Below are 19,841 nucleotides of genomic sequence, written 5' to 3'. Positions count from 1 at the left end.
TTTGATTTGCTAAAGCTAAAACTTACTGTAATTAAATTAGAGATAATTATTTATTAATGTAAAGTTTTAGGCTTAAAGAATGGTTATTAGAAAAGACGCATTTTATCAGAAATTTTGTACAAATTAATTGATTAAATTAAAGCAAAATTACTAGCTATTTTGCTAAAAAATATAATCAGCTAATTTTGCTGTACTCGCTAAACATTTATTTTGTAATATCGGCAATTCTTAATTAGCTTAGTTAGCTTAATTACTCTAAAAATAAGGAAAATTTGTGGATATTCAACAACTTGCTAGTCAAAGTGCTACAACTATTTTAGAAGGCTTTCAAACTTTTACAGAAAAATTTAAAGAAATTACTCGCCGTGCCAAAAATAGGTTTGAAACTCGTAATACTTTTGGCTTTTATAATGACGCTACTGAACGCTTAGACCTCTATAGCAAGTCTGTTCAAGCTTTGGTAAAACTCTTATCAGAACTGCTTGGAAATGATGCTCAAGAAAAAGAAGTTTGGGTTGGAATAAAGAAAAATTACTCAGAGTTAATTACTAAGCGTGGTGACTTAGAAATTGCTGAAACTTTTTTTAATTCTGTCACTAGAAAATCTTTATTACAACTGGCGTAGACCCTAATATTGAATTTGTTGCTTCAGACTTTGACTTTCTCCCTATTTCACAAAAACCTATTTATTGCGTCTTTACGGTAAATGATGACCTAGCTAGCACTATTAAGGAAATATTAGGTAGCTATAACTTTAATATTTATTATGAAGATATTTTGCTAGATGTTAAATTAATGGTTGAAAGAATTAACCAAGAAATAGGCAAGAATATTGATAGAATAGAAGTATTAAAATCAGTCTTTTATCGTAATAAAAAAGCTTATATCATTGGTCGAATCTGCTATAAGGATGAATATATCCCACTTGCAATTGCTCTAATAAACAAAGAAGAAGGAATGATTGTTGATGCTATTCTGCTTACTCAAAATGAAGTAAGTATAATTTTTAGTTTTACTCGCTCTTATTTTCATGTTGATATTGAACAGCCCTTTGAAATGGTTAGTTTTTTAAAGTCTATTATGCCGTTAAAGCCTATTTCAGAGCTTTATATATCAATAGGTTACAATAAACATGGTAAAACTATCCTTTATCGTGACTTGCTTTGTCATTTGCAAACTTCTACAGATAAATTTGAGTTTGCCAAAGGTAAAAAAGGAATGGTTATGTCTGTTTTTACCCTTCCTTCTTATGATGTAGTGTTTAAGATTATTAAAGATAAAGCAGACTACCCTAAGAAAACTACTCGTAAGGATGTTTTAGATAAATATAACTTAGTTTTTACTCGTGACCGTGCTGGAAGGCTAGTTGATGCTCAGGAATTTGAACACTTAAAATTTGATAAAAGTCGCTTTAGCCAAGATCTACTAGATGAATTGCTTAAGGTTGCAGCACAGACTGTAATAGTAGAAGGTGAAAGTGTAGTAATCAAACACCTTTATACAGAAAGAAAATTATCTCCACTGAATATTTATGTTAAGGAAATGTCTTATGAAATGTCAGTAGAAGCAATTACAGATTATGGGAATGCTATCAAGGATTTAGTAGCAGCAAATATTTTTCCTGGCGATATATTGCTTAAAAATTTTGGAGTAACTCGACATGGTCGGGTAATTTTTTATGATTATGATGAGTTATGTTTAATCACAGAATGTAATTTTCGGGCTATTCCTGCGGCTAGAAATTATTTAGATGAACTAGATTCCGAGCCTTGGTATTATGTGGCGGAAAATGATATTTTTCCTGAAGAATTTAAGTCTTTTTTAGATTTAGATGGCAAGCTAAGAGAGTTTTTCTTAAAAATTCATGGTGATTTATTTGACGTAAAATTCTGGTCAGATTTACAAAATAGACTTAATGCTGGCGAAATTCCAGACATTTTCCCATATCAGCTTAGTCGCAGATTAAGACAAGCAGATTAAATAAGTACCGTTAAGGAAGTGTTATGCAAATTAATTTTCATATTGTGCTAGCAAAATCTTTTTTAGAAAAAATTGGCAACTTACAAACTTTTTGTAACGACTTTGGGTTTGATGTTAGTTTTGATTCTGTAAGTTTGCAACAAAACTTATCACGCCAAAAAACTCTACTAAATGTTGAATATCGCAGCAAAATAACTAGTGCAGAAGTTCGTTTAGCGACAATTTCAGATGTTAAAGATGTTTGTGATGATATTTGCAGCCATCTCAGCGAAGAATATGACAGCACGATTAATATTAATTTTAATGGTAATGATTTAGCGGCTATTTACATTGTAGTTGCAGTATTAACAAAAATGAGCAATGGTATTTTATATATAGAACAGGATGGGGTTATTCTTAAAGGTGATGAAGCAATAAAAAACGCTAAGGGCTGGGACAACATAAAATAATGAGTTTGGGTCAAAATGAATTATTGTTCAGCCTTACATTTTGCGTACTACCCGAATTAGTGCAGATATAATCTAAGACCTTAAAAGCTTGATAGTTAAAGGTTTAAGACATTTAGCTATTATTCCTAAATACTTCAATCTAAGTTTGTTGGAACAATTTCTTCATCTGATTGAGAAAAGATCAAAGATAAAACAAATGCTACTATTATTGTCATAATGGCAGAAATACGAATCATTAAAGCTATTTTATTTGTTTGACCAAGTAAATTTAGCTCTGAAAGCATATAGTTCCAGTCATGAAGACGATCACCATTTCCAATCAAAGGTAGTTGCATTACTACAGCATCAGCCGAATAAATAGAAATATTTAATAAATTATGTCCAACCCAAAATAAAACTATTGCACCAGAAAATTTTTGGTTATTCCAGAAAAAATATCCTACAAACAAGATTGGCATAATAAGTTGCATTAAAGTTCCACCTAAAATGCTCATAAACTCGCCTAAAATACCAAATAGTGGATGCCCTGCTTCATGAATTAGTACATTAACACCATCTAATAAACGCCATTGATAAGGAAATAGTAGACACCAGAAAAAATATAAGCCTACTATTAATGTTACAACAACTTTGTTATTAAACTTAAACATTGCTTCTCCTTATAATACTTAAGAGATTTCATTTAATTAAGTTATAAAATACTAAAAATTAACTAAAGATATTTGTACCATAAAAGTAACTAAAAATATTATTCCTGAGCCAAGAAAAACAAAAGGATAAATTAGCCGCAAAATGCGACTATTCCAATTTGGTCAAGTACCACATAAATTTTCTTTTAATGATTTATTTGAACCTGTCACCCAACGTTTATTTAGGCCATATAGTTTTAATATGCCAAATGTAGTTAAAAATAAACCACCTAGTAAAGTTATTAGTGAGCCTACTATTTCCATAAAAATTAACTTCCTAACTTATTAAAAATTATTTTCTGCTAATGCTTCTGTGTGTGCAAGAGCAATTTTTCCTAGTCTTTGTAAGTTGTAACCCCCTTCAAGCACAGAAACAATTCTGCCATGTCCAGAGTCCGCAGCTAGTTGCTTTAATCGTGTAGTTAGCCAGGCAAAATCTTCATTTTCAAGCATTAAGCCGCCTAAAGGATCTTCTCTATGAGAGTCAAAACCAGCAGAGATTAAAATTAAATCTGGTTTAGTTTTTTGTAAAATGGTTTTTAATGCTATGTCAAAAACTTCTCGATAATTTTTAGCTGAAGTGCCTGCCGATAAAGGAACATTTAGCGTATAGCCTTGACCTTGATTAGTTCCTGTTTCAGAAGTTCTTCCTGTACCTGGATAATGTGGATGTTGATGTAAGGAAAGATAAAAAACTGAGTTATCATCATAAAAAATATCTTGAGTACCATTACCATGGTGAACATCCCAATCTACAATTAAAACTTGCTCTAAATTATGTTTTTGTTGAGCATACCGCGCCCCAACAGCAACATTATTAAATAAACAAAAACCCATTGCTCTTTCTGCTGTGGCATGATGGCCAGGAGGACGAACTATAACAAAAGCATTGCTAGCTTGATTGCTCATAACTGTATCAATAGCCGTTAATACTCCGCCTGATGCTAGTAATGATACGGCGAAAGAATCCTGGCTAATTACTGTATCAGCGTCTAAAGCTCCTAAGCCTTTTTTACAAGCCGTTTGAACTAAATCATAATGTTCTGAGGTGTGACAGCGTAAAATATCTGTATTTTGAGCAACTTGAGGAGATAGCCAAATATAATGAGTAGCATCTACTTTCTTAATTTCTTGAGCAATTAATGATGCCCGCTCTGGTCGCTCTGGATGTGCGCCTGTTTCATGTTTAAGATAATCTGAGTGATAAATAATTGCTGTAGTCATAAAACCTCTAAATTTAACTATTTTTTAGGTTGATTAAATTATTTAATTTAGCATAGTTATAAAATACTTAGGAAAAACAAATGCGAGTAATAGCAGGACTTTACAAAGGCCATAGCCTAAAAACTCTTGCTGGTTTGGATGTACGCCCAACATCTGACCGGCTAAGGGAAACTTTATTTAATATTTTAGCTCCTAAAATTGCAAATACCCGTTTTTTAGATATTTGTGCAGGCTCAGGAGCAGTAGCAATTGAAGCCCTTAGCCGAGGAGCAAGTTTTGCACTGTTAATAGAAGTTTCTAAACAGGCAACAAAAGTTATTCAAGATAATATCACTCATTGTAAAATCCCTTCAAATTACATACAAATAACTACTAGTGATGCTTTAAGCTCTCTTAAAAAACTTGAGAAAAATAATGCTCTCTTTGATATTGTTTACTTTGACCCTCCTTATAAATCATCTATCTATTTACCTGTATTGCAATATTTAGGAGAGGTCACATTTTTATCAGACACATCTATTGTTATTGTTGAACATCATAGTAAATTTATTTTACCTGAGATAATTGGGCAACTTAATTGTTACAGAAGGTTAAAACAAGGGGAAACAGAGCTTAGTTTTTATGAAGTTACTAAATACAGCGTAAACTAAGTAATGTAGCAATTTTATATTCTTAACTCTTAAGCCCCAACGGGGCGAAATAACTGTAGTCTAGGGCGCAAGCCCTAGGACATAATAGTTAAGTATTTTTAAGCCCAAACGGGGCGAAAGAGTCTTTTCTTGCTATTAAAAAACTATGCCCGCCCCGTTGGGGCTTCCGAGAATATTACATTATCATACGTAGTGCTTACACCCTAAGCTACAAATATGCCGCCCCGTTGGGGCTTTAAGAGATAAAACATCAGAAAACTTTGTTTACAGTTTACTAAATAAAATACTTAAAAGAAATTAACAGCTTCATACTAAAGTAATAATCTTTAATTTTTAATAAGGTTTAATATTTTTCAAATACAATTCTTTGTTTTTTATTAAAATCAATAAATAATATAAAGTTTCATCAAAATTATTAATTAAGCTATAATCAAAACCTCAAAAACTAAAAACCATAATTTTTAGTTAACTTGATTGTCAGCTACCAATACCAACTCACAATTTACTAAACAGGATAATTTTATGAGGGTGTGTCCTAAATGTTTTATTTGTTATGATGACAGTGACATAATGTGTCCAACAGATAATGAGTATTTGGAAACTGCTTGGCCTGCTTCACGACTAATAGCTAATAAATATTTATTAAAGTCCATGTTTGCTAAAGGTGGTATGGGAGTAATATATCGAGCAATTCAAACAGAGCTTAATCGAGAAGTAGCAGTTAAAATCCTTTCTCCTCAATTACTTTCTAACGAAAAGATTCTTAAGCAATTTCGTAGAGAAGCCTTAGCCGTTGCTCGTTTGGATCATATTAACATTGTGCCGGTTTATGATTACGGAACATTACCAGATAATTTTGGAGCTTATCTAGTAATGCGACTAGTTCAAGGTAAACCTTTATCAGAAGAGATTGAAGATGTTGGCGCACTTCCATTAGAAAGAGCGTTGCATATTATGAAGCAAATATGTGAAGGAGTTTCCGCAGCGCATGCACAAAAAGTCATTCATTGTGACTTAAAACCTGACAATATTTTGATAGAAAATTGTGGTACATCTCGTGAAAGAGTCCAATTAGTAGATTTTGGTATTGCAAAATTAAAGGAGTTAACCATTGATGGAACAGCTAATTCAGCTATAACTGATAGCGCGATAGGTACACCACAATATATGTCTCCAGAACAATGCTGTGGTGAACCCTTAACAATACATACTGATATTTATAGTTTAGGAATTATTTTTTTTGAGATGATTACAGGACGAGTCCCTTTTAATAGTTTTGTAGCTGTAGACGTAGCTCAACATCATGTTCGTACTCCTCCCCCTCCTCCATCCCGTTTTCAATTTGGACTACCAACAGCTTTAGATTACGCAGTACTACGAGCCTTAGCTAAACGTCCTTCTGGACGACCAGATTCAGCAGAAAAATTTTTTGAAGAACTGCTTTCTGCTTCAGGAATAACACTACAACCAATTAATACAGAGCTTTCTATTACTGCATCTGCCTCAACAGGTCTTTTAACAGGTGCTTATAATACTTCTAATTCAAATATCATAGAAAATAGGCTTGACTCTTCTTTTGACGTTCCAACTTTTGATATTCCAAAAGCTAATATGCCTTTAGTAAACATACCTGAAAAAATAGAAAACTTAGAAAATATTAAAGATAAAAATACTAGATCTGCTAAAAATGTAACGGCTCAAGTAGTAGATAACAAAACAAACCCTTTTGTACCCTTTAAAACAGAGTCTAAAACTTTACAAAATGAGTATTTTTTTCCTGAACTTATGATTTTAATTATAAGTAGTAACACTGATACAACTATCGAAGAAATATTACAAGAATTTGGTTGTACAGTAATTAGCACTAATAGCACTGAGGAAGCTTGGGAATGTTTAGAGAAATACTATTTTAACTTAGTAATTACTGAAGTTTTAGCACCTAAAATTAATGGTTGGCAACTCTTTGCCGCATCTCAAGATTTAGCAGAAACACCTGTTTTTATTTTTATTACCAATAAACCAAATAATGAAGATTGTTTACAAGCTTTGGAACAAGGTGTTGAAGATTATTGGGGAGGCCCATTATCTTTTGCAGAGTTACAAATTAGATTAAGAAGATTACTCCAAAGAATTAGTAAAGATATTCAGTCATAATTACTCTTTAAGAACCTCTTTTTGTGGAAAATACAGAATAATTTGTATTTTTTTACTCTAACACTAATATACAAAATAAAAGAATGGTGTCAAAAAAGCAGTTTATTTAAGACAAAGAAAACCATTTTTAATAATTCGCATCTTATTATCGGACTGTAACATATACTTTTAAGTTATATAATCTTATAGCCTTTATAGTAACCTTGATTTGATTAGGGACATAATTATATAATTTTGGGCTATAAACAGGGTTTTAATAAACTAATTTCTTAATTTAGTAAAAATTTTAATTTTAGGAGTTTAATTGCTATGGCAAAACCAAAAGGGATAGTAGTTTGGGCAGCTAGCGGGACATTAGTTCTAACACTAGCATTAATATTTTCATTAGTAAAAGTTTATGGAAATAAAGCCTCCAATGTTTATGGGAATGCCTCTGTAGGCATATTACCTCCTGCAAAAGAAGCTACTTTACCTGAACAAGTAGTTTCACCCATAACACTTTCTAATACTTTTCGTGAAATTGCAAAAGTAATGAAACCTACTGTAGTTAATATTAGTACAGTGCAAAAAGTTAAAGGTAGTAGTGGTTTTCCGCAAATTCCTGGATTTCAGTTTGATCTTCCTGGTGGGCCTCAATCTCCGCATCCATTTAAGCAAAGAGGAAATGGATCAGGAGTTTTAGTAACTCCTGATGGTTATATTTTGACTAATAACCATGTTGTGGGTCAAGCTGACAGCATTGAAGTTAAATTAGTTGATGGGCGTAAATATAAGGGCAAAGTTATTGGTAAAGATGAATTTACTGATTTGGCTGTAGTAAAAATTGATGTCAATAGTATGCCTTACGCTAGTTTGGGTGATTCTGATGTAATGGAACAAGGTGATTGGGTAGTAGCAATAGGTTCTCCTTTTGGGCTTGAACAAACCATTACAGCAGGAATTGTTAGTGCTAAAGGTCGTTATGTAGGTGGCAACTATAATGATTTTATTCAAACAGATGCTTCTATTAATCCAGGTAATTCTGGAGGCCCGTTAGTCAATATGAAGGGTCAAATTATTGGCATCAACACTATGATTTTCTCAGAATCTGGTGGCAACCAAGGCATTGGTTTTGCAATTCCCTCTAATTTAGTTCGATATGTTTATGAGCAACTAGTTAAAAATGGAAAAGTTACTCGTGGCTACTTAGGTGTAACAATCACAGAAGTTACACCAGAAAAAGCTAAAGGTTTAGGCTTAAACACAACTGAAGGTGCTTTGGTTAACGATGTACAACCTGATACACCAGCAGCTAAAGCAGGTATTCAAAGCGGAGATTTAATTGTTAGTTTTGATGGCAAACCTGTAAAAGACCAACATGAGCTTACAAATACTGTTGCAAAAACTCCTGTAGGCAAAAAAGCAGAAGTTAAATTTATCCGGGATGGAAAAATGCAAACTGCTACCATAGAAACAGCTGAAAGAAAAATAGGTGTAAATGGCCGAGAAATTGACCCGGAAGAAAATTCTGAAAATGAAGAAGAAAGTAGCGGGAAATTAGGAATTTCTGCATCTACTCTCAATGCTGAGCAAGCAGCAGACTTAAAGATTAAAAGTGGTGTTATAGTTGATAAAGTCGTCCCTGCTAGCCCTGCCGCAGAAGTAGGTATACAAAAAGGTGATGTGATTCACCAAATCAACCGCCAACCTATTAAATCTGCTGCTGATCTTGCTAGTGTAATGAAATCCATTAAGGAAGGTGACACAGTTATTATTCAAGTTGAACGTAAAGGTCAAGGAATCAATTTCTTAACTGTAACAATTGAATAATTTAGCTTTATCCATCCCTACAGATTAACTCTCCATACAAACTAGAGCGTGTTTCCACACGTTCTAGTTTGCTACAAATACAAAATATCCTTTTCAACTTCTAACTTAACTATTTGAGCCAAATTGCTCAAATTTTAACTTCTAACTTTTGTCTAAGTATAAAATCAAATACTAGTCAATAGTTAATCTAACTTTAAGATAAATCAATAATTTAACATTTGGAGGAAAATTTTATTATGCAAATCAATATTAAATCCATTATTTCTACTATTGCTATTTTAATTGCTCTTTGTACGGGAGTGTTTGCTCAAGACAAAACGTCTACACCAGCAAATGACGAAAAAGCTACTACAATAGAAACTTCTAAAACTAGAGCAGAATATCTACCAGCTAATGTAGAAAAAGCCCAACAAGCCTTAAAAGCTAAGGGTTTATACAAAGGCAATATAACTGGCAAAGTTGATACTGATACAAAAACAGCAATTAAAACTTTTCAAGAACAAAACAACCTAAATCCTACAGGCCATCTAAATAAAGATACTCGTAAAAAATTAGGTATTGAAGAAGTTAGCACTATAGAAAAATCAAAAAGTTCTAAGAAAAGTAAAGAAACTATTAGTAAAGACACTGCTAAGTAATGACTTATAAACTATCAATATCATAATCTCTCTTACGCCAATTCACTAACCAAAAACTAATATACTTACTTAAATTATAAAGTTATATTAGTTTTTGGTTTTTCTCTTTTCTGCTAGCTTTACATCAACTTTTCCTACTTACTTAAGCTAAACGGTTGCTATAAAATAGTCTGTTCTGAGTATCGCAAATAAATCTTATCAACCGAGGTAAAGCATGAAAAAATTTTTTCTTGCCCTATTATTAATACTTAGTTTTAGTGCCATAAGTTATTCACAATCCTTAGAAGTTAAAACACATAACTTAAAAAATGGCATGAAAATTTTAGTCCATGAAGATCATTCTATTCCCAATGCAGCTATGTATACTTTTTATCGTATAGGCTCACGTAATGAAAGGCCAGGAACAACGGGGCTTTCACATTTCTTTGAACATATGATGTTTAATGGAGCCAAAAAATATGGCCCAGGTGAATTTGACCGTGTGATGGAAGCTAATGGAGGCACAAATAATGCCTATACTAGCCGTAACTTAACAGTTTATCAGGATTGGTTTCCTGTCTCACAATTAGAATTAATATTTGATTTAGAAGCTGACCGAATAGCAAGTTTAAGTATTGATCCTAAAATAGTAGAGTCTGAACGAGGTGTTGTCTATTCTGAACGTCGTAATTCTGTGGAAAGCAATAATTTAGCTATTTTAGATGAACAACTTTGGGCAACTGCCTACACTGCCCATCCTTATCAATGGCCTGTAGTTGGTTGGCCTTCAGACATTGAAAGTTGGTCATTACAAGATTTACAAAAGCATTTTGAATCTGGTTATTCTCCCTCAAACGCTACACTTGTAGTAACAGGCAATGTAGCATTTGATGAAGTAGTTAAATTAGCAGAAAAATATTTAGAACCAATTAAAGCTCATGAGCCTCCAGCCAAAGTTACTACTAGTGAGCCAGAACAGTTAGGAGAACGTCGAAGTCGTGTAGAAAAGTTGGCTCAAGTGCCTGCTATCGCTATTGCTTATCATGTTTCTGCTACTAACAGTCCAGAGTATTACCCAATAAAAGTATTAGAAAATATTCTTTTTATAGGTCAAAGCTCACGTCTTTATAAACGTTTAGTTGATCAAGATGAGTTAGTGCTTTCAATTGAAGGTGGAACAGACTTTGACATTGACCCAACTCTATTTACTTTTTATGCACAAATTCAACCTGGCATTGAAACAGAAAAAATGGAAAAAGCCCTTTATGAAGAATTAGAAAAAATCAAAACCCAAGGAATCACCGAAGAAGAACTAAAAAAAGGCTAAAAATATTCTTTTAGTTAATTTTTATGCCAGATTAAAAACCATTGCTGGTAAAGCTAACACTATTGGAACTTATGAAGTTTTTTTTGGTGATTACAAAAAATTACTCTCTGCTCCAGATGATTTTGCTAAAGTGACTGTTGAGGATGTTAAAAAATAGCTCAAAAATATTTCACTTCTCGTAATCGTACAGTTATTACTTTAGTTCCTGTTTCCGAACAATCTCAACAAGCTCAAGAAAATAAAAACTAATACATTTAGGAGAAAAGGTGATGAAATACTTTATTTTATTATTATTAACATTCTTATTACTTATAGGTTCTGCCACTGCTCAAACATCTGCTACTAACTCACTAAAACTACCTCCATATAAAAAACTTAAGCTTGATAACGGTATGACAATACTTTTAATGGAACATCATGAAGTTCCTTTTATTAGTTTTAATATGCGTATTCGCGCTGGTAGCGTTCTTGACCCAAGTGGAAAAGAAGGTTTAGCTGACATAACGGCTGAATTGTTAAGAAAAGGGACTAAAAATCGTAGTTCTGACAAAATTGCTAGTGAACTTGATGGAGTAGGAGCATCTTTGTTTTTTTCTGCTCAACACGATTTTTCCTTTGCTCAATCTGAGGTATTAAAAAAGATCTAGATTTATTGTTAGATGTTTTTACTGATATCCTAACCAATCCAAGTTTTCCACAATCAGAAGTTGAGAAACTACAAAAATTATCCATCAGTAACATTAAAGAAGCTAAAGATGATGCCCAATCAGCAATAAGGCGTTACTATAATGCTTACTTATTTGGTAATCATCCTTATGCTAGACCTGTTAGCGGGGATGAAAAATCTTTAGCTAACATTAATCGTGAAGATATAGTTAAGTTTTACGACAATTATTATGCTCCAACTAATATTATTTTAGCTGTAGTAGGTGATTTTGCTAGTGCGGAAATGGAAAAAACTTTAACTAATCGTTTTAGTGGATGGAATAAAAAAGCTACTACACCAATCAAACTAGTTGAACCTACTTCAGTTAAAGGAAAAAAACTACTTCTAATTGATAAGCCTGATACAACACAAACATTTTTCCTTATAGGTAACACAGGTATTTCTCGAAATAATCCTGATCGTGTTGGAGTAGAAATTGTTAACACTCTTTTTGGAGTGCGGTTTACCTCACTGTTAAATTCTGAACTTAGAATTAGAACAGGTCTTACCTATGGTGCAAGATCTTCATTTAGTCAAAATATAGTTAGTGGGCCTTTTACAATCTCTACTTTTACTCAAAATGCCACAACAGAGCAAGCCATTGATTTAGCATTAGAAATTCTTAATCGCCTTCATCAAAAAGGTATAACTGAAGAGCAGTTAAAATCTACAAAAAGCTATATTAAAGGTCAATTTGCTCCTGACACTTTAGAAAGTGGAGATCAGTTAGCAGAAGTTTTAATAGATTTAGAATTTTTTGGCTTAGATGAAAAAGAAATTAATGAGTTTTTCGCCAAAATTGATGCTTTTACCCTAACAGATGCACAGCGAATTATTAAAGAATACTTCCCTAAAGAAAATCTAGTTTTTGTTTTAATTGGTAAAAGCGAAGAAATCTCTAACATTGTTAAAAAATATGCTTCTCAAATAGATACTAAAAAAATTAGTGAAGAAGGTTTTAAGTAGTATCTAAATTTTAACTAAAGGAGTTTTATTAGTGGCGATCCAAGATATTTTACAATTAGGAAATCCTATTTTGTGGCAAAAATCTAGTCCGATTATTGATATTAACTCTAGCCAAACAAAAAATTTAATTAGAGATCTTAGAGATACATTAGCAAATTTTCATGATGTTAAAGGATTTGGCCGTGCTATTGCCGCACCTCAAATTGGAGTTCTTAAACAAATGATTTTTGTTAATATAAGTGGTTTTTCTGCTCCACTTATTAATCCTATAATTACTTGGGCAAGTGATGAAAAATTTGAGCTTTGGGATGATTGTTTTAGTTTCCCTGAGCTAATGGTGCGCGTTTCAAGATCAATTAAAATTAAAGTAGATTATCAAGATAATGAAAACTTAAAAAATACTTTAATAGCAGAAAATGATTTTGCCGAACTCTTACAACATGAAATAGACCACTTAAATGGAGTTTTAGCCTTAGATCGGGCTATTTCTCCACAAGCTTTTTCTACTCGTAATGAATGGTTAAAACAAAAGTTTGATACTTAGGTATATATTTGAAGCTAAAAAGCTTCTAAGTTTTCTTTACCTTAAACTTTTGGTTATGTTATGTTCTATTTCAATAACTTTAATTGTCACTTAACTGCTAAGTTACAAATTTTGTTAATTATCGGCTGACATCTTTTGTCATTTAATCTAAAAACAAAAAGATCTTAAAAACTTAAGTTATAGATAATATTGGACTAAAAAAAAAATTTTTGGTCACTAATCAATGGCACAAAGGTTGCCTATATATTTAGCAGAAATAAGTTAACATCATTAAATCCGGTCTAACACTATAATCCTTAAGGAGAGATATACATGAAAAAATAACAAAGGTTTTTCACTCATCGAATTATTAATCGTGGTCGTAATCATTGGTATCATCGCAGCTATCGCAGTACCTAATCTATTAGCTTCCCGTCGTTCTGCTAACGGTGCATCAGCCGTAGAAGCAATGAGATTATTCCACTCAGTAGAAGCTACCTATCAAGCTGGCGTTGGTAATGGTGCATTTGGAAGCGCATCAGATTTATTCAATCAACAATTAATTGATGATTCATTAGCAGCAGCAGCTAGTGCTACTGGTACTTCAGTTGCTTCAGGAACAGCAAAATCTGGTTACAATTATACTGTTAATACAACAGCACCTTCTGCTTCATCCTTAGCAGATTTTAACGTAACAGGTACACCTTCTGCTACTAGCGGAATTGGTAGAACTGGCGATCGTACATTCTTCGTAGACGCTACTGGCGTTATTCGTGGTACTACCACTGCTACCGCAATGGCTAATTCTATGTCTACCCCAATTGGTAACTAATTCATTTTATTAGTGATTCTCTAAAAAGCTACGGACTTAAATCTCTAGCTTTTTTATTGTCTTTATATAACGTTATATACATTAAAATAATCTTTCTCTCCCACCAAGTTTTCCAAACAATTATTAAAATAATTAGCTTTTTCTTTTACTATCTATTTATTTATCTATTCAATAAAAACAATATTAATTGTTGAAAAATTAGTTTCTAATTGTTTTCTCTCTTCAGGCTTTTTACTTTTTATTTTATCCATATCTTTTCTTTCTTTTAGTTCATCAACTAAAACAGACCTTTGTCTAGTATTTTCTTTTATTACTTTGCCCACTTTTCTAACAGCTACTAAAGTATTTTCTAAATTGCTAGTTGGTACTTGAATTAAAATAGATGTAATTTTATTATCTGTTACTTTAAGTGTAATATTTCCTTTTTGAGCTTCAGCAATTTGAGTTAATTGTGTTCTAACAACTTGTAAATCTTTTGTTGAAATAGTAATTTCTGTATGTTTAGATGTTTGTCTATTCTCTTCTTCCACTTTTTCAGCAACTTTAGCTGGTGTTTCGGCTCGTCGTGGTTGCGCCATAGATGCTGGTGCAGACATACCAAGATTAGAACTACTTTTACTTGTGTCTGCTTTTTCAGTTTTTTGTATAGAGTTTCCTGGCCTTGCTCCACTTTTTCCTTTAGCTATTTCTGGCCTTGATTGGTTTGGTTGAACTGTTAAATCTCTGCTTTTGTCTTTACTATCTTCTTTTGCAGTAACCTCAACAACTTCAGAAGTGTTTGACTCATTAGAAATATTCTTAGCTTCTTGTTCAGTTAAAACTTTTTTGTCAGCAAAATTATTTTTTGCTAAGTCATCTTGTTCTTTACTCTCAGAAGGTTTCATCTCAACTTTTGAATTACTTACTGCTTTAGGATTGTCACTTGGTGGAGGTGGTGGAGGTGGCGAGGGTTGATTATCTTTTGCACCAAGTACCCCTCCAACTATTGCACTACTATCTAAATTACTAACTTTTCCTGCTAATGCTCCTTCTGTTTCTCCTGCTGAAGCATTTATTTGAGGTTTTGCCAAAGGTTCTGAAGTTGTGAGGGCTTTAGTAGCAATAGAGTTTTCTTTATTTTCTACTATTGGAACTTCAGCCGCAGGAGCCGTAACAGGAACATTTTTAGTCATGTCTTGATTTAAGGATTTTTCCTGTACTGATGTAGCAGAACTTTTTTCTTGCTCAGAATAAAGAGTTATTCTTCCTTCTTTTACCCCACTAATATTAAATGCTACAACTATTAATGTAGCGGCTGTTGCAGTAGCTAAGATCGGAGCTTTATACCTAAAGAAAAATTCATATGTAGAAAGTAAAAAATTAGTAAAGGGATTGGTTTGTTTCTTAGCAGACTGAGAAGCAACTTTAGCAAGCAATTCTTGTCCTGTAGGTAGATTAGGTATTGGAATATCACAACTTTTCATCAAGCTAGACAAATCTTTAAGATCATTAATCATTTGGCTACAATCTTTACAAGTCTGTAGATGTGTTTGTACTTCACTACGACGAGTTAATTGTAACTCATTATCTAGGAATGCTTGTAAATCTTCTATAATTAAGTCGCAGTTCATAAATTTAATTCCTATCGTAATATCTTGCTATTAAGTCTGCTTGCCTAAGTTCTAATATTATCTGATACTCCTGATGATAGTCCGACATTTGGAGGTTTTCGCACTTGTTCAGGAGTATTAGAAAGCATTGGTTCCAATAATTTTTTTAACTCTACTTTACCTCTAAAAATTCTTGATTTTACAGTACCAATAGGTATTTCTAATATTGCTGAAATCTCCTCATAACTTAATTCTTCATACTCACGTAAAATTATGGGTTCACGATATTCTATTTCTACCATCATTAAAGCACGTTGAACTTTTATCTGTAGTTCTTGTTGTTCTAGAGATGTAGCAGGAGAAGAATTTGGTGCTGCAACCTTAGAAACTCGTTCTGCATTTGCTTCATTATCAGCATCCACCATAACTTTATACTCACTACGTCGAATTTCAGAGATAGCACGATTATGAGCAATACGATAAAGATAAGTCTTAAAAGATGATTCTTGTCGCCATTCTCTACAATGTTCAATTATCGCTACAAAAACTTCTTGTGTAATATCTTCTGCTCGTGCTTGATTTCCTAGTCTACGATAAAGAAAACGATAGATAGCCAATTTGTACCGTTCATAAATGGTGACAAATGCTGTCTCATTTCCTGTTTGGAACTGCTGCATGAGTTCCTCATCGGATTTACTCATCCACGTGCCTCCGTGTAAAAGTATAATCTCAACACTAAAACTTTGGTTCCCAACAATATACTTGTTTCTCTAAATAAAATACCAATAAATTCTATAGATAACAAACTTTAAGGGACATAGAAATAACATATTGTATTTCTATGTCCCTATTTTTAACTGGAAAATCTAGGAAAAGTTCTTATTTATCTACAGCAATATCTAATTCTTCAGCACATTTATAAAGAGCTAACCCTAAAATACAAGAAATTACTAAACTAAAATAAAAGGTAAAAATGGCTGCTACAGTTTCATAAACTGCCATACCAAAAAATGGTATTGCTACTATAGGAGCCATAAGTATAAATATTCCTATTTTTATTGTACTACCAGCAATAAACATAGCTGCATACATTAAAAAAGCTTTAACATAAACCATACCCATTCTACGCATAGTGTCTATTCCCACTATAGGATTAACAACCGACCAGAAATCTTGAGTAAATCCTGCAATTGTTATTGCCATTGGATAATAGAAAAAAGCCCAAAGTAGCCCTAAACCAATAACTAAAATAAATATTAAACCAGCACCTACCACTTGTCTTAAGTAATTATTATTAAATTGTTCACTAAGATCTACAGTTTCTTCTTTCTGTTCTCTTTCTTCTTTTTCTAAAGATCTGACTCCAATATCTCGTGTTGGCTCTAATTTTTGTAGTTTTTTGGCAGTTTCTAAATCACGTTCTGCATCATTACCATCAATTAGCCCTTTAATATCTTCTTGGCTAAGAACTTCTTCTTCAGGAACATAGGCAGGCTCTTTAGGGGCAAAAAAACCACCTACTGAAGACAAAGCAAAAAACAAAACCACTACAGGTAAAACACTAACAATGCTTACTCCTATACTTAAAAGCAAAGGCTTAATTACATCATCAAAAAAGGAAAACGCGCTAAAGTCTGGCATAAAGTTACGTTCCATACGTCCCATTGCTACTTGCCTAATAGTTAAAGACATACACCCAAAAAGAAAAACTGTTGCCATAACTGTTGCCATAAAAGAACCAAAACCTATTTGACTACCTAAAACAAGAAAAGCATAAGTAATTGCACCAGATATTAAGGAAATTAAGTGTTGAAAGGGATATTTAGCAGCTTTAACAAATTCATCTACTCCAAAATCTTTTCCTTGCCCATAATAATTTACTGTTTGAGCTACTGCGGTAGCTTTTTCTGCTATATCAGAAACTTTATTACACATATCACCACAAGCAGTACAAATTGCCATACTTCCCATCTTTTTAGGACAATCCTGACAAAACATAGCACTGCAAACACGACAAACAAATTTAGCAGGTACTTGAGGGTGATTTCGGCAAACTCCTGTTGCCATTGGCATAGCGGCAGCAGGATTAAAAACTGGTATGGGAGAAGGAGGAGCTAATGGAGCAGTCATTGGCGTTATTGGCGTTATTGGAGCAGAAACAGAATTATTATAAGAATTATTGCTAGGAAAATTAGGAGGGTTAGGAGATGTTAAATTATTAGTTTGATTTGGTTGTGTTGATGGTGTTTTTGCTACACTAGGCGGAATTGGCTGGCCTGCAAAAATAGCTCTAAGCATAGGGACACGATTAGCATCATTCCAAGCTAAGCTACCTTTTTTTACTTTATCTGTTGGCAAGATCCTACCTTCGGATGCCCATTCTTTTAATGTTTCTGTATCAGCCTCATAAACTTGATCATCAATCATTACTTGCCAAATCTCATTTTGTGTACTCATTAAACTTTTCTCCTATTTATTTTTGGTGGCTGATATTTTTATTGGCTGTTTGCAACAAAAAATATTAAAAAGTTCCATAACTTTATAGGACGAACTATTATATTACTGTCCATCTATTAATATTATTACATAATAGCTAGCCATTTGAGAAGTCTTTTTCGTCTATATTTTTCATTATATTTAATTTTATTTATTTACCGTCTATATCACTTTTATCATTTTCAACCATTTGCTTTATTGCAACTAGCGTTGACAGGCGATTTTAATCACTTCTATACTGTCCTGGCTATGCGAATACTAGCTATTGATTATGGAGAGAAAAGACTTGGTTTAGCTGTTAGCGATGAGCTAATGATGACAGCACGCCCATTAGTTACACTCTCACGAATACCAAAAGAAACAGCCTTAAATCAAATAAAACAATATGTTGAAGACTTAGAAGTTAATCAAATTATTGTAGGCTTACCGCTTAGGCTAGATGGAACAAAAGGAGATTCCGCAGCAAAAGTAGAAAAATTTGTTGCTCAACTTTCAGCTTCTTTATCTTGTCCAATAACTACTTGGGATGAACGGCTTACTTCTTATGAAGCAGAAGAAAGAATGAAAGAATTTGGACTAAGCTTAAAACAGCGACAAGCTAAAATTGATCAGTTTGCAGCATTAATAATTTTGGAAGACTATCTTTCTAATTTGCCTAAGTAAAAACTATAATGAAACGTTTATTAAAAACATCAGTTTTATCTATATTAATATTACTAGCAATAGCTAGTGCAATAGTCTTTTGGGGCTATAAACAACTAATAAAACCAAATAATCATAGTCAAGTAATAATCACTATTGAAGTAGGAATGAGCCGACGAGCAATTGTAGATTTGTTAGTAAAACAAGGGATTGTTAGTAGTAGCTGGCCCCTGTTGGTTTACTTAAGGTTAAATCCAGAAAAAAGTAAGTTACAAGCAGGTGATTATTTATTTGAGTCCCCAATTACCGCATTAGAAGTAATAGCTAAACTAAACCAAGGTTTGGTGGTTACTCAACAAATAACTATTCCTGAAGGTTATGATAAGTTTGACATAATCCAAGCTCTAACGGATGCTCAAATTGATAGTCAAAAAGAAATTGAAAAAGCTATTGCTAATATAGATTTAATAAAAGATTTAGACCCTGAAGCAAAAGATTTAGAAGGATATTTATTTCCTGATACTTACACCTACACTCGTCAACAAAAAGCACCTCAAATTATTGCTGCCATGGTAAAACGCTTTCGCCAAACTCTAACACCTGAACGTCAAGAACGTATCAAAGCAAGGGGAATGACTTTGCATCAAGTAATAACAATGGCATCTTTGGTAGAAAAAGAAGCAAAAATCAATGAGGAACGCCCAACTATTGCGGCTGTTTTTTATAATCGGCTTAAGCGCGAAATGAGATTAGATTGTGATCCTACTTTTATTTATGCAGCTAAAGTAGCTAAAGAATGGGATGGACAAGTAAATAATCCTATACACCGTAAACGTGAATCACCTTATAACACTTATTATATAACTGGGCTTCCTATTGGCCCGATCGCTTCATCTGGCCTGAAATCAATAGATGCAGCCCTTTATCCATCTGAGGTAGATTATTTATATTTTGTTGCTAATGGTGTGGATGGTCATCATAATTTTTCACGAACCGAATCCGAGCATTTAACAGCAGTTGCTGCTTACCGTCGACAAAAGAAACAACAAAATCAAGGTAATTAACTAAGGAAAATTTTAGTTAATTAAAAGCAATGGTTAAAAAATTTGCTGCAAAAGTAGTTAAATCGCTTTATAATCGAGCTACAAATAGAAAACATTAATCCTTAAGTATCTGCAAAAATAAATA

19 protein-coding genes and 1 pseudogene are annotated in these 19,841 nt (G+C 32.9%); 14 read left to right on the top strand and 6 right to left on the bottom strand.

The annotated features are described in order from the left end of the window. Window positions 1–274 precede the first annotated feature (274 nt). From IPK14_25225 to IPK14_25215, 3 genes are read left to right on the top strand one after another with little or no spacing between them, the layout of a single operon-like run. Window positions 275–625, top strand: coding sequence for a bifunctional isocitrate dehydrogenase kinase/phosphatase (locus IPK14_25225; GenBank protein ID MBK7996550.1), 351 nt, complete (start codon window positions 275–277; stop codon window positions 623–625). Continuing rightward, complete coding sequence (gene aceK, locus IPK14_25220; protein ID MBK7996549.1) at window positions 604–1,980, top strand: bifunctional isocitrate dehydrogenase kinase/phosphatase; 1,377 nt, start codon at window positions 604–606, stop codon at window positions 1,978–1,980. Before IPK14_25225 ends, aceK begins: the two co-directional genes overlap by 22 nt. A 23-nt stretch (window positions 1,981–2,003) precedes the next feature. Beyond that, complete coding sequence (locus tag IPK14_25215; protein MBK7996548.1) at window positions 2,004–2,429, top strand: hypothetical protein; 426 nt, start codon at window positions 2,004–2,006, stop codon at window positions 2,427–2,429. Window positions 2,430–2,563: 134 nt separating this feature from the next. On the opposite strand, the gene IPK14_25210 is transcribed toward IPK14_25215, so the two are convergent. The 3 genes from IPK14_25210 to IPK14_25200 all read right to left on the bottom strand — a co-directional run bounded on the left by IPK14_25210 (window position 2,564) and on the right by IPK14_25200 (window position 4,342). Beyond that, a complete protein-coding gene (locus tag IPK14_25210) occupies window positions 2,564–3,079 on the bottom strand; it encodes a hypothetical protein (protein ID MBK7996547.1) in 516 nt (171 codons plus the stop codon). A gap of 162 nt (window positions 3,080–3,241) precedes the next feature. Next, entirely contained in the window at window positions 3,242–3,382 is a 141-nt protein-coding gene (locus tag IPK14_25205) for a hypothetical protein (GenBank protein MBK7996546.1), read from the bottom strand. 21 nt (window positions 3,383–3,403) lie between these two features. Continuing rightward, window positions 3,404–4,342 carry a histone deacetylase gene (locus IPK14_25200; GenBank protein ID MBK7996545.1) on the bottom strand — a complete coding sequence of 313 codons (939 nt, stop codon included), beginning with the start codon at window positions 4,340–4,342 and terminating at the stop codon, window positions 3,404–3,406. Between the two features lie 80 nt (window positions 4,343–4,422). Between IPK14_25200 and rsmD the strand changes: the two genes are divergently transcribed. The 9 genes and pseudogenes from rsmD (at window position 4,423) to IPK14_25155 (ending at window position 13,926) form a co-directional block, all read left to right on the top strand. Continuing rightward, on the top strand, window positions 4,423–4,992 hold the full coding sequence (rsmD, locus tag IPK14_25195; GenBank protein MBK7996544.1) for a 16S rRNA (guanine(966)-N(2))-methyltransferase RsmD: 570 nt from the start codon (window positions 4,423–4,425) through the stop codon (window positions 4,990–4,992). A gap of 522 nt (window positions 4,993–5,514) precedes the next feature. Continuing rightward, a complete protein-coding gene (locus IPK14_25190) occupies window positions 5,515–7,146 on the top strand; it encodes a protein kinase (GenBank protein MBK7996543.1) in 1,632 nt (543 codons plus the stop codon). A 309-nt stretch (window positions 7,147–7,455) separates the two neighbouring features. Beyond that, window positions 7,456–8,955: a DegQ family serine endoprotease gene (locus IPK14_25185; protein MBK7996542.1), complete on the top strand. Its 1,500-nt coding sequence runs from the start codon at window positions 7,456–7,458 to the stop codon at window positions 8,953–8,955. 236 nt (window positions 8,956–9,191) lie between these two features. Next, the gene (locus IPK14_25180; protein ID MBK7996541.1) at window positions 9,192–9,593 is read left to right on the top strand and encodes a peptidoglycan-binding protein; all 402 of its coding nucleotides are present in this window, start codon (window positions 9,192–9,194) and stop codon (window positions 9,591–9,593) included. 214 nt (window positions 9,594–9,807) lie between these two features. Further along, window positions 9,808–11,148, top strand: a pseudogene (locus IPK14_25175) (insulinase family protein). 20 nt (window positions 11,149–11,168) lie between these two features. Continuing rightward, window positions 11,169–11,546 carry an insulinase family protein gene (locus IPK14_25170; protein ID MBK7996540.1) on the top strand — a complete coding sequence of 126 codons (378 nt, stop codon included), beginning with the start codon at window positions 11,169–11,171 and terminating at the stop codon, window positions 11,544–11,546. 5 nt (window positions 11,547–11,551) lie between these two features. Further along, complete coding sequence (locus IPK14_25165) at window positions 11,552–12,571, top strand: insulinase family protein (protein ID MBK7996539.1); 1,020 nt, start codon at window positions 11,552–11,554, stop codon at window positions 12,569–12,571. Window positions 12,572–12,602: 31 nt separating this feature from the next. After that, the gene (locus tag IPK14_25160; protein MBK7996538.1) at window positions 12,603–13,115 is read left to right on the top strand and encodes a peptide deformylase; all 513 of its coding nucleotides are present in this window, start codon (window positions 12,603–12,605) and stop codon (window positions 13,113–13,115) included. Between the two features lie 355 nt (window positions 13,116–13,470). After that, window positions 13,471–13,926 (top strand): hypothetical protein, encoded by a 456-nt coding sequence (locus tag IPK14_25155; GenBank protein ID MBK7996537.1) that lies wholly within the window; start codon window positions 13,471–13,473, stop codon window positions 13,924–13,926. Between the two features lie 164 nt (window positions 13,927–14,090). Here IPK14_25155 and IPK14_25150 read toward each other — a convergent pair whose 3' ends face one another. From IPK14_25150 to IPK14_25140, 3 genes are all read right to left on the bottom strand, one after another. Then, window positions 14,091–15,536 (bottom strand): zf-HC2 domain-containing protein, encoded by a 1,446-nt coding sequence (locus IPK14_25150; protein ID MBK7996536.1) that lies wholly within the window; start codon window positions 15,534–15,536, stop codon window positions 14,091–14,093. Window positions 15,537–15,580: 44 nt separating this feature from the next. After that, window positions 15,581–16,216, bottom strand: coding sequence for an RNA polymerase sigma factor (locus IPK14_25145; GenBank protein MBK7996535.1), 636 nt, complete (start codon window positions 16,214–16,216; stop codon window positions 15,581–15,583). A gap of 178 nt (window positions 16,217–16,394) precedes the next feature. Beyond that, window positions 16,395–17,972 carry a B-box zinc finger protein gene (locus tag IPK14_25140; protein MBK7996534.1) on the bottom strand — a complete coding sequence of 526 codons (1,578 nt, stop codon included), beginning with the start codon at window positions 17,970–17,972 and terminating at the stop codon, window positions 16,395–16,397. Window positions 17,973–18,260: 288 nt separating this feature from the next. Here IPK14_25140 and ruvX point away from each other — a divergent pair, with 288 nt between their 5' ends. Together ruvX and mltG are read left to right on the top strand one after the other, a co-directional pair. Next, window positions 18,261–18,674: a Holliday junction resolvase RuvX gene (gene ruvX / locus IPK14_25135; GenBank protein MBK7996533.1), complete on the top strand. Its 414-nt coding sequence runs from the start codon at window positions 18,261–18,263 to the stop codon at window positions 18,672–18,674. Window positions 18,675–18,682: 8 nt separating this feature from the next. After that, complete coding sequence (gene mltG, locus IPK14_25130; GenBank protein ID MBK7996532.1) at window positions 18,683–19,717, top strand: endolytic transglycosylase MltG; 1,035 nt, start codon at window positions 18,683–18,685, stop codon at window positions 19,715–19,717. The last annotated feature ends 124 nt before the right edge of the window (window positions 19,718–19,841 follow it).

This window comes from Blastocatellia bacterium (genome assembly GCA_016713405.1).
Taxonomy (GTDB): domain Bacteria; phylum Acidobacteriota; class Blastocatellia; order Chloracidobacteriales; family JADJPF01; genus JADJPF01.
This window is presented reverse-complemented; position numbering and strand designations above follow the sequence as displayed.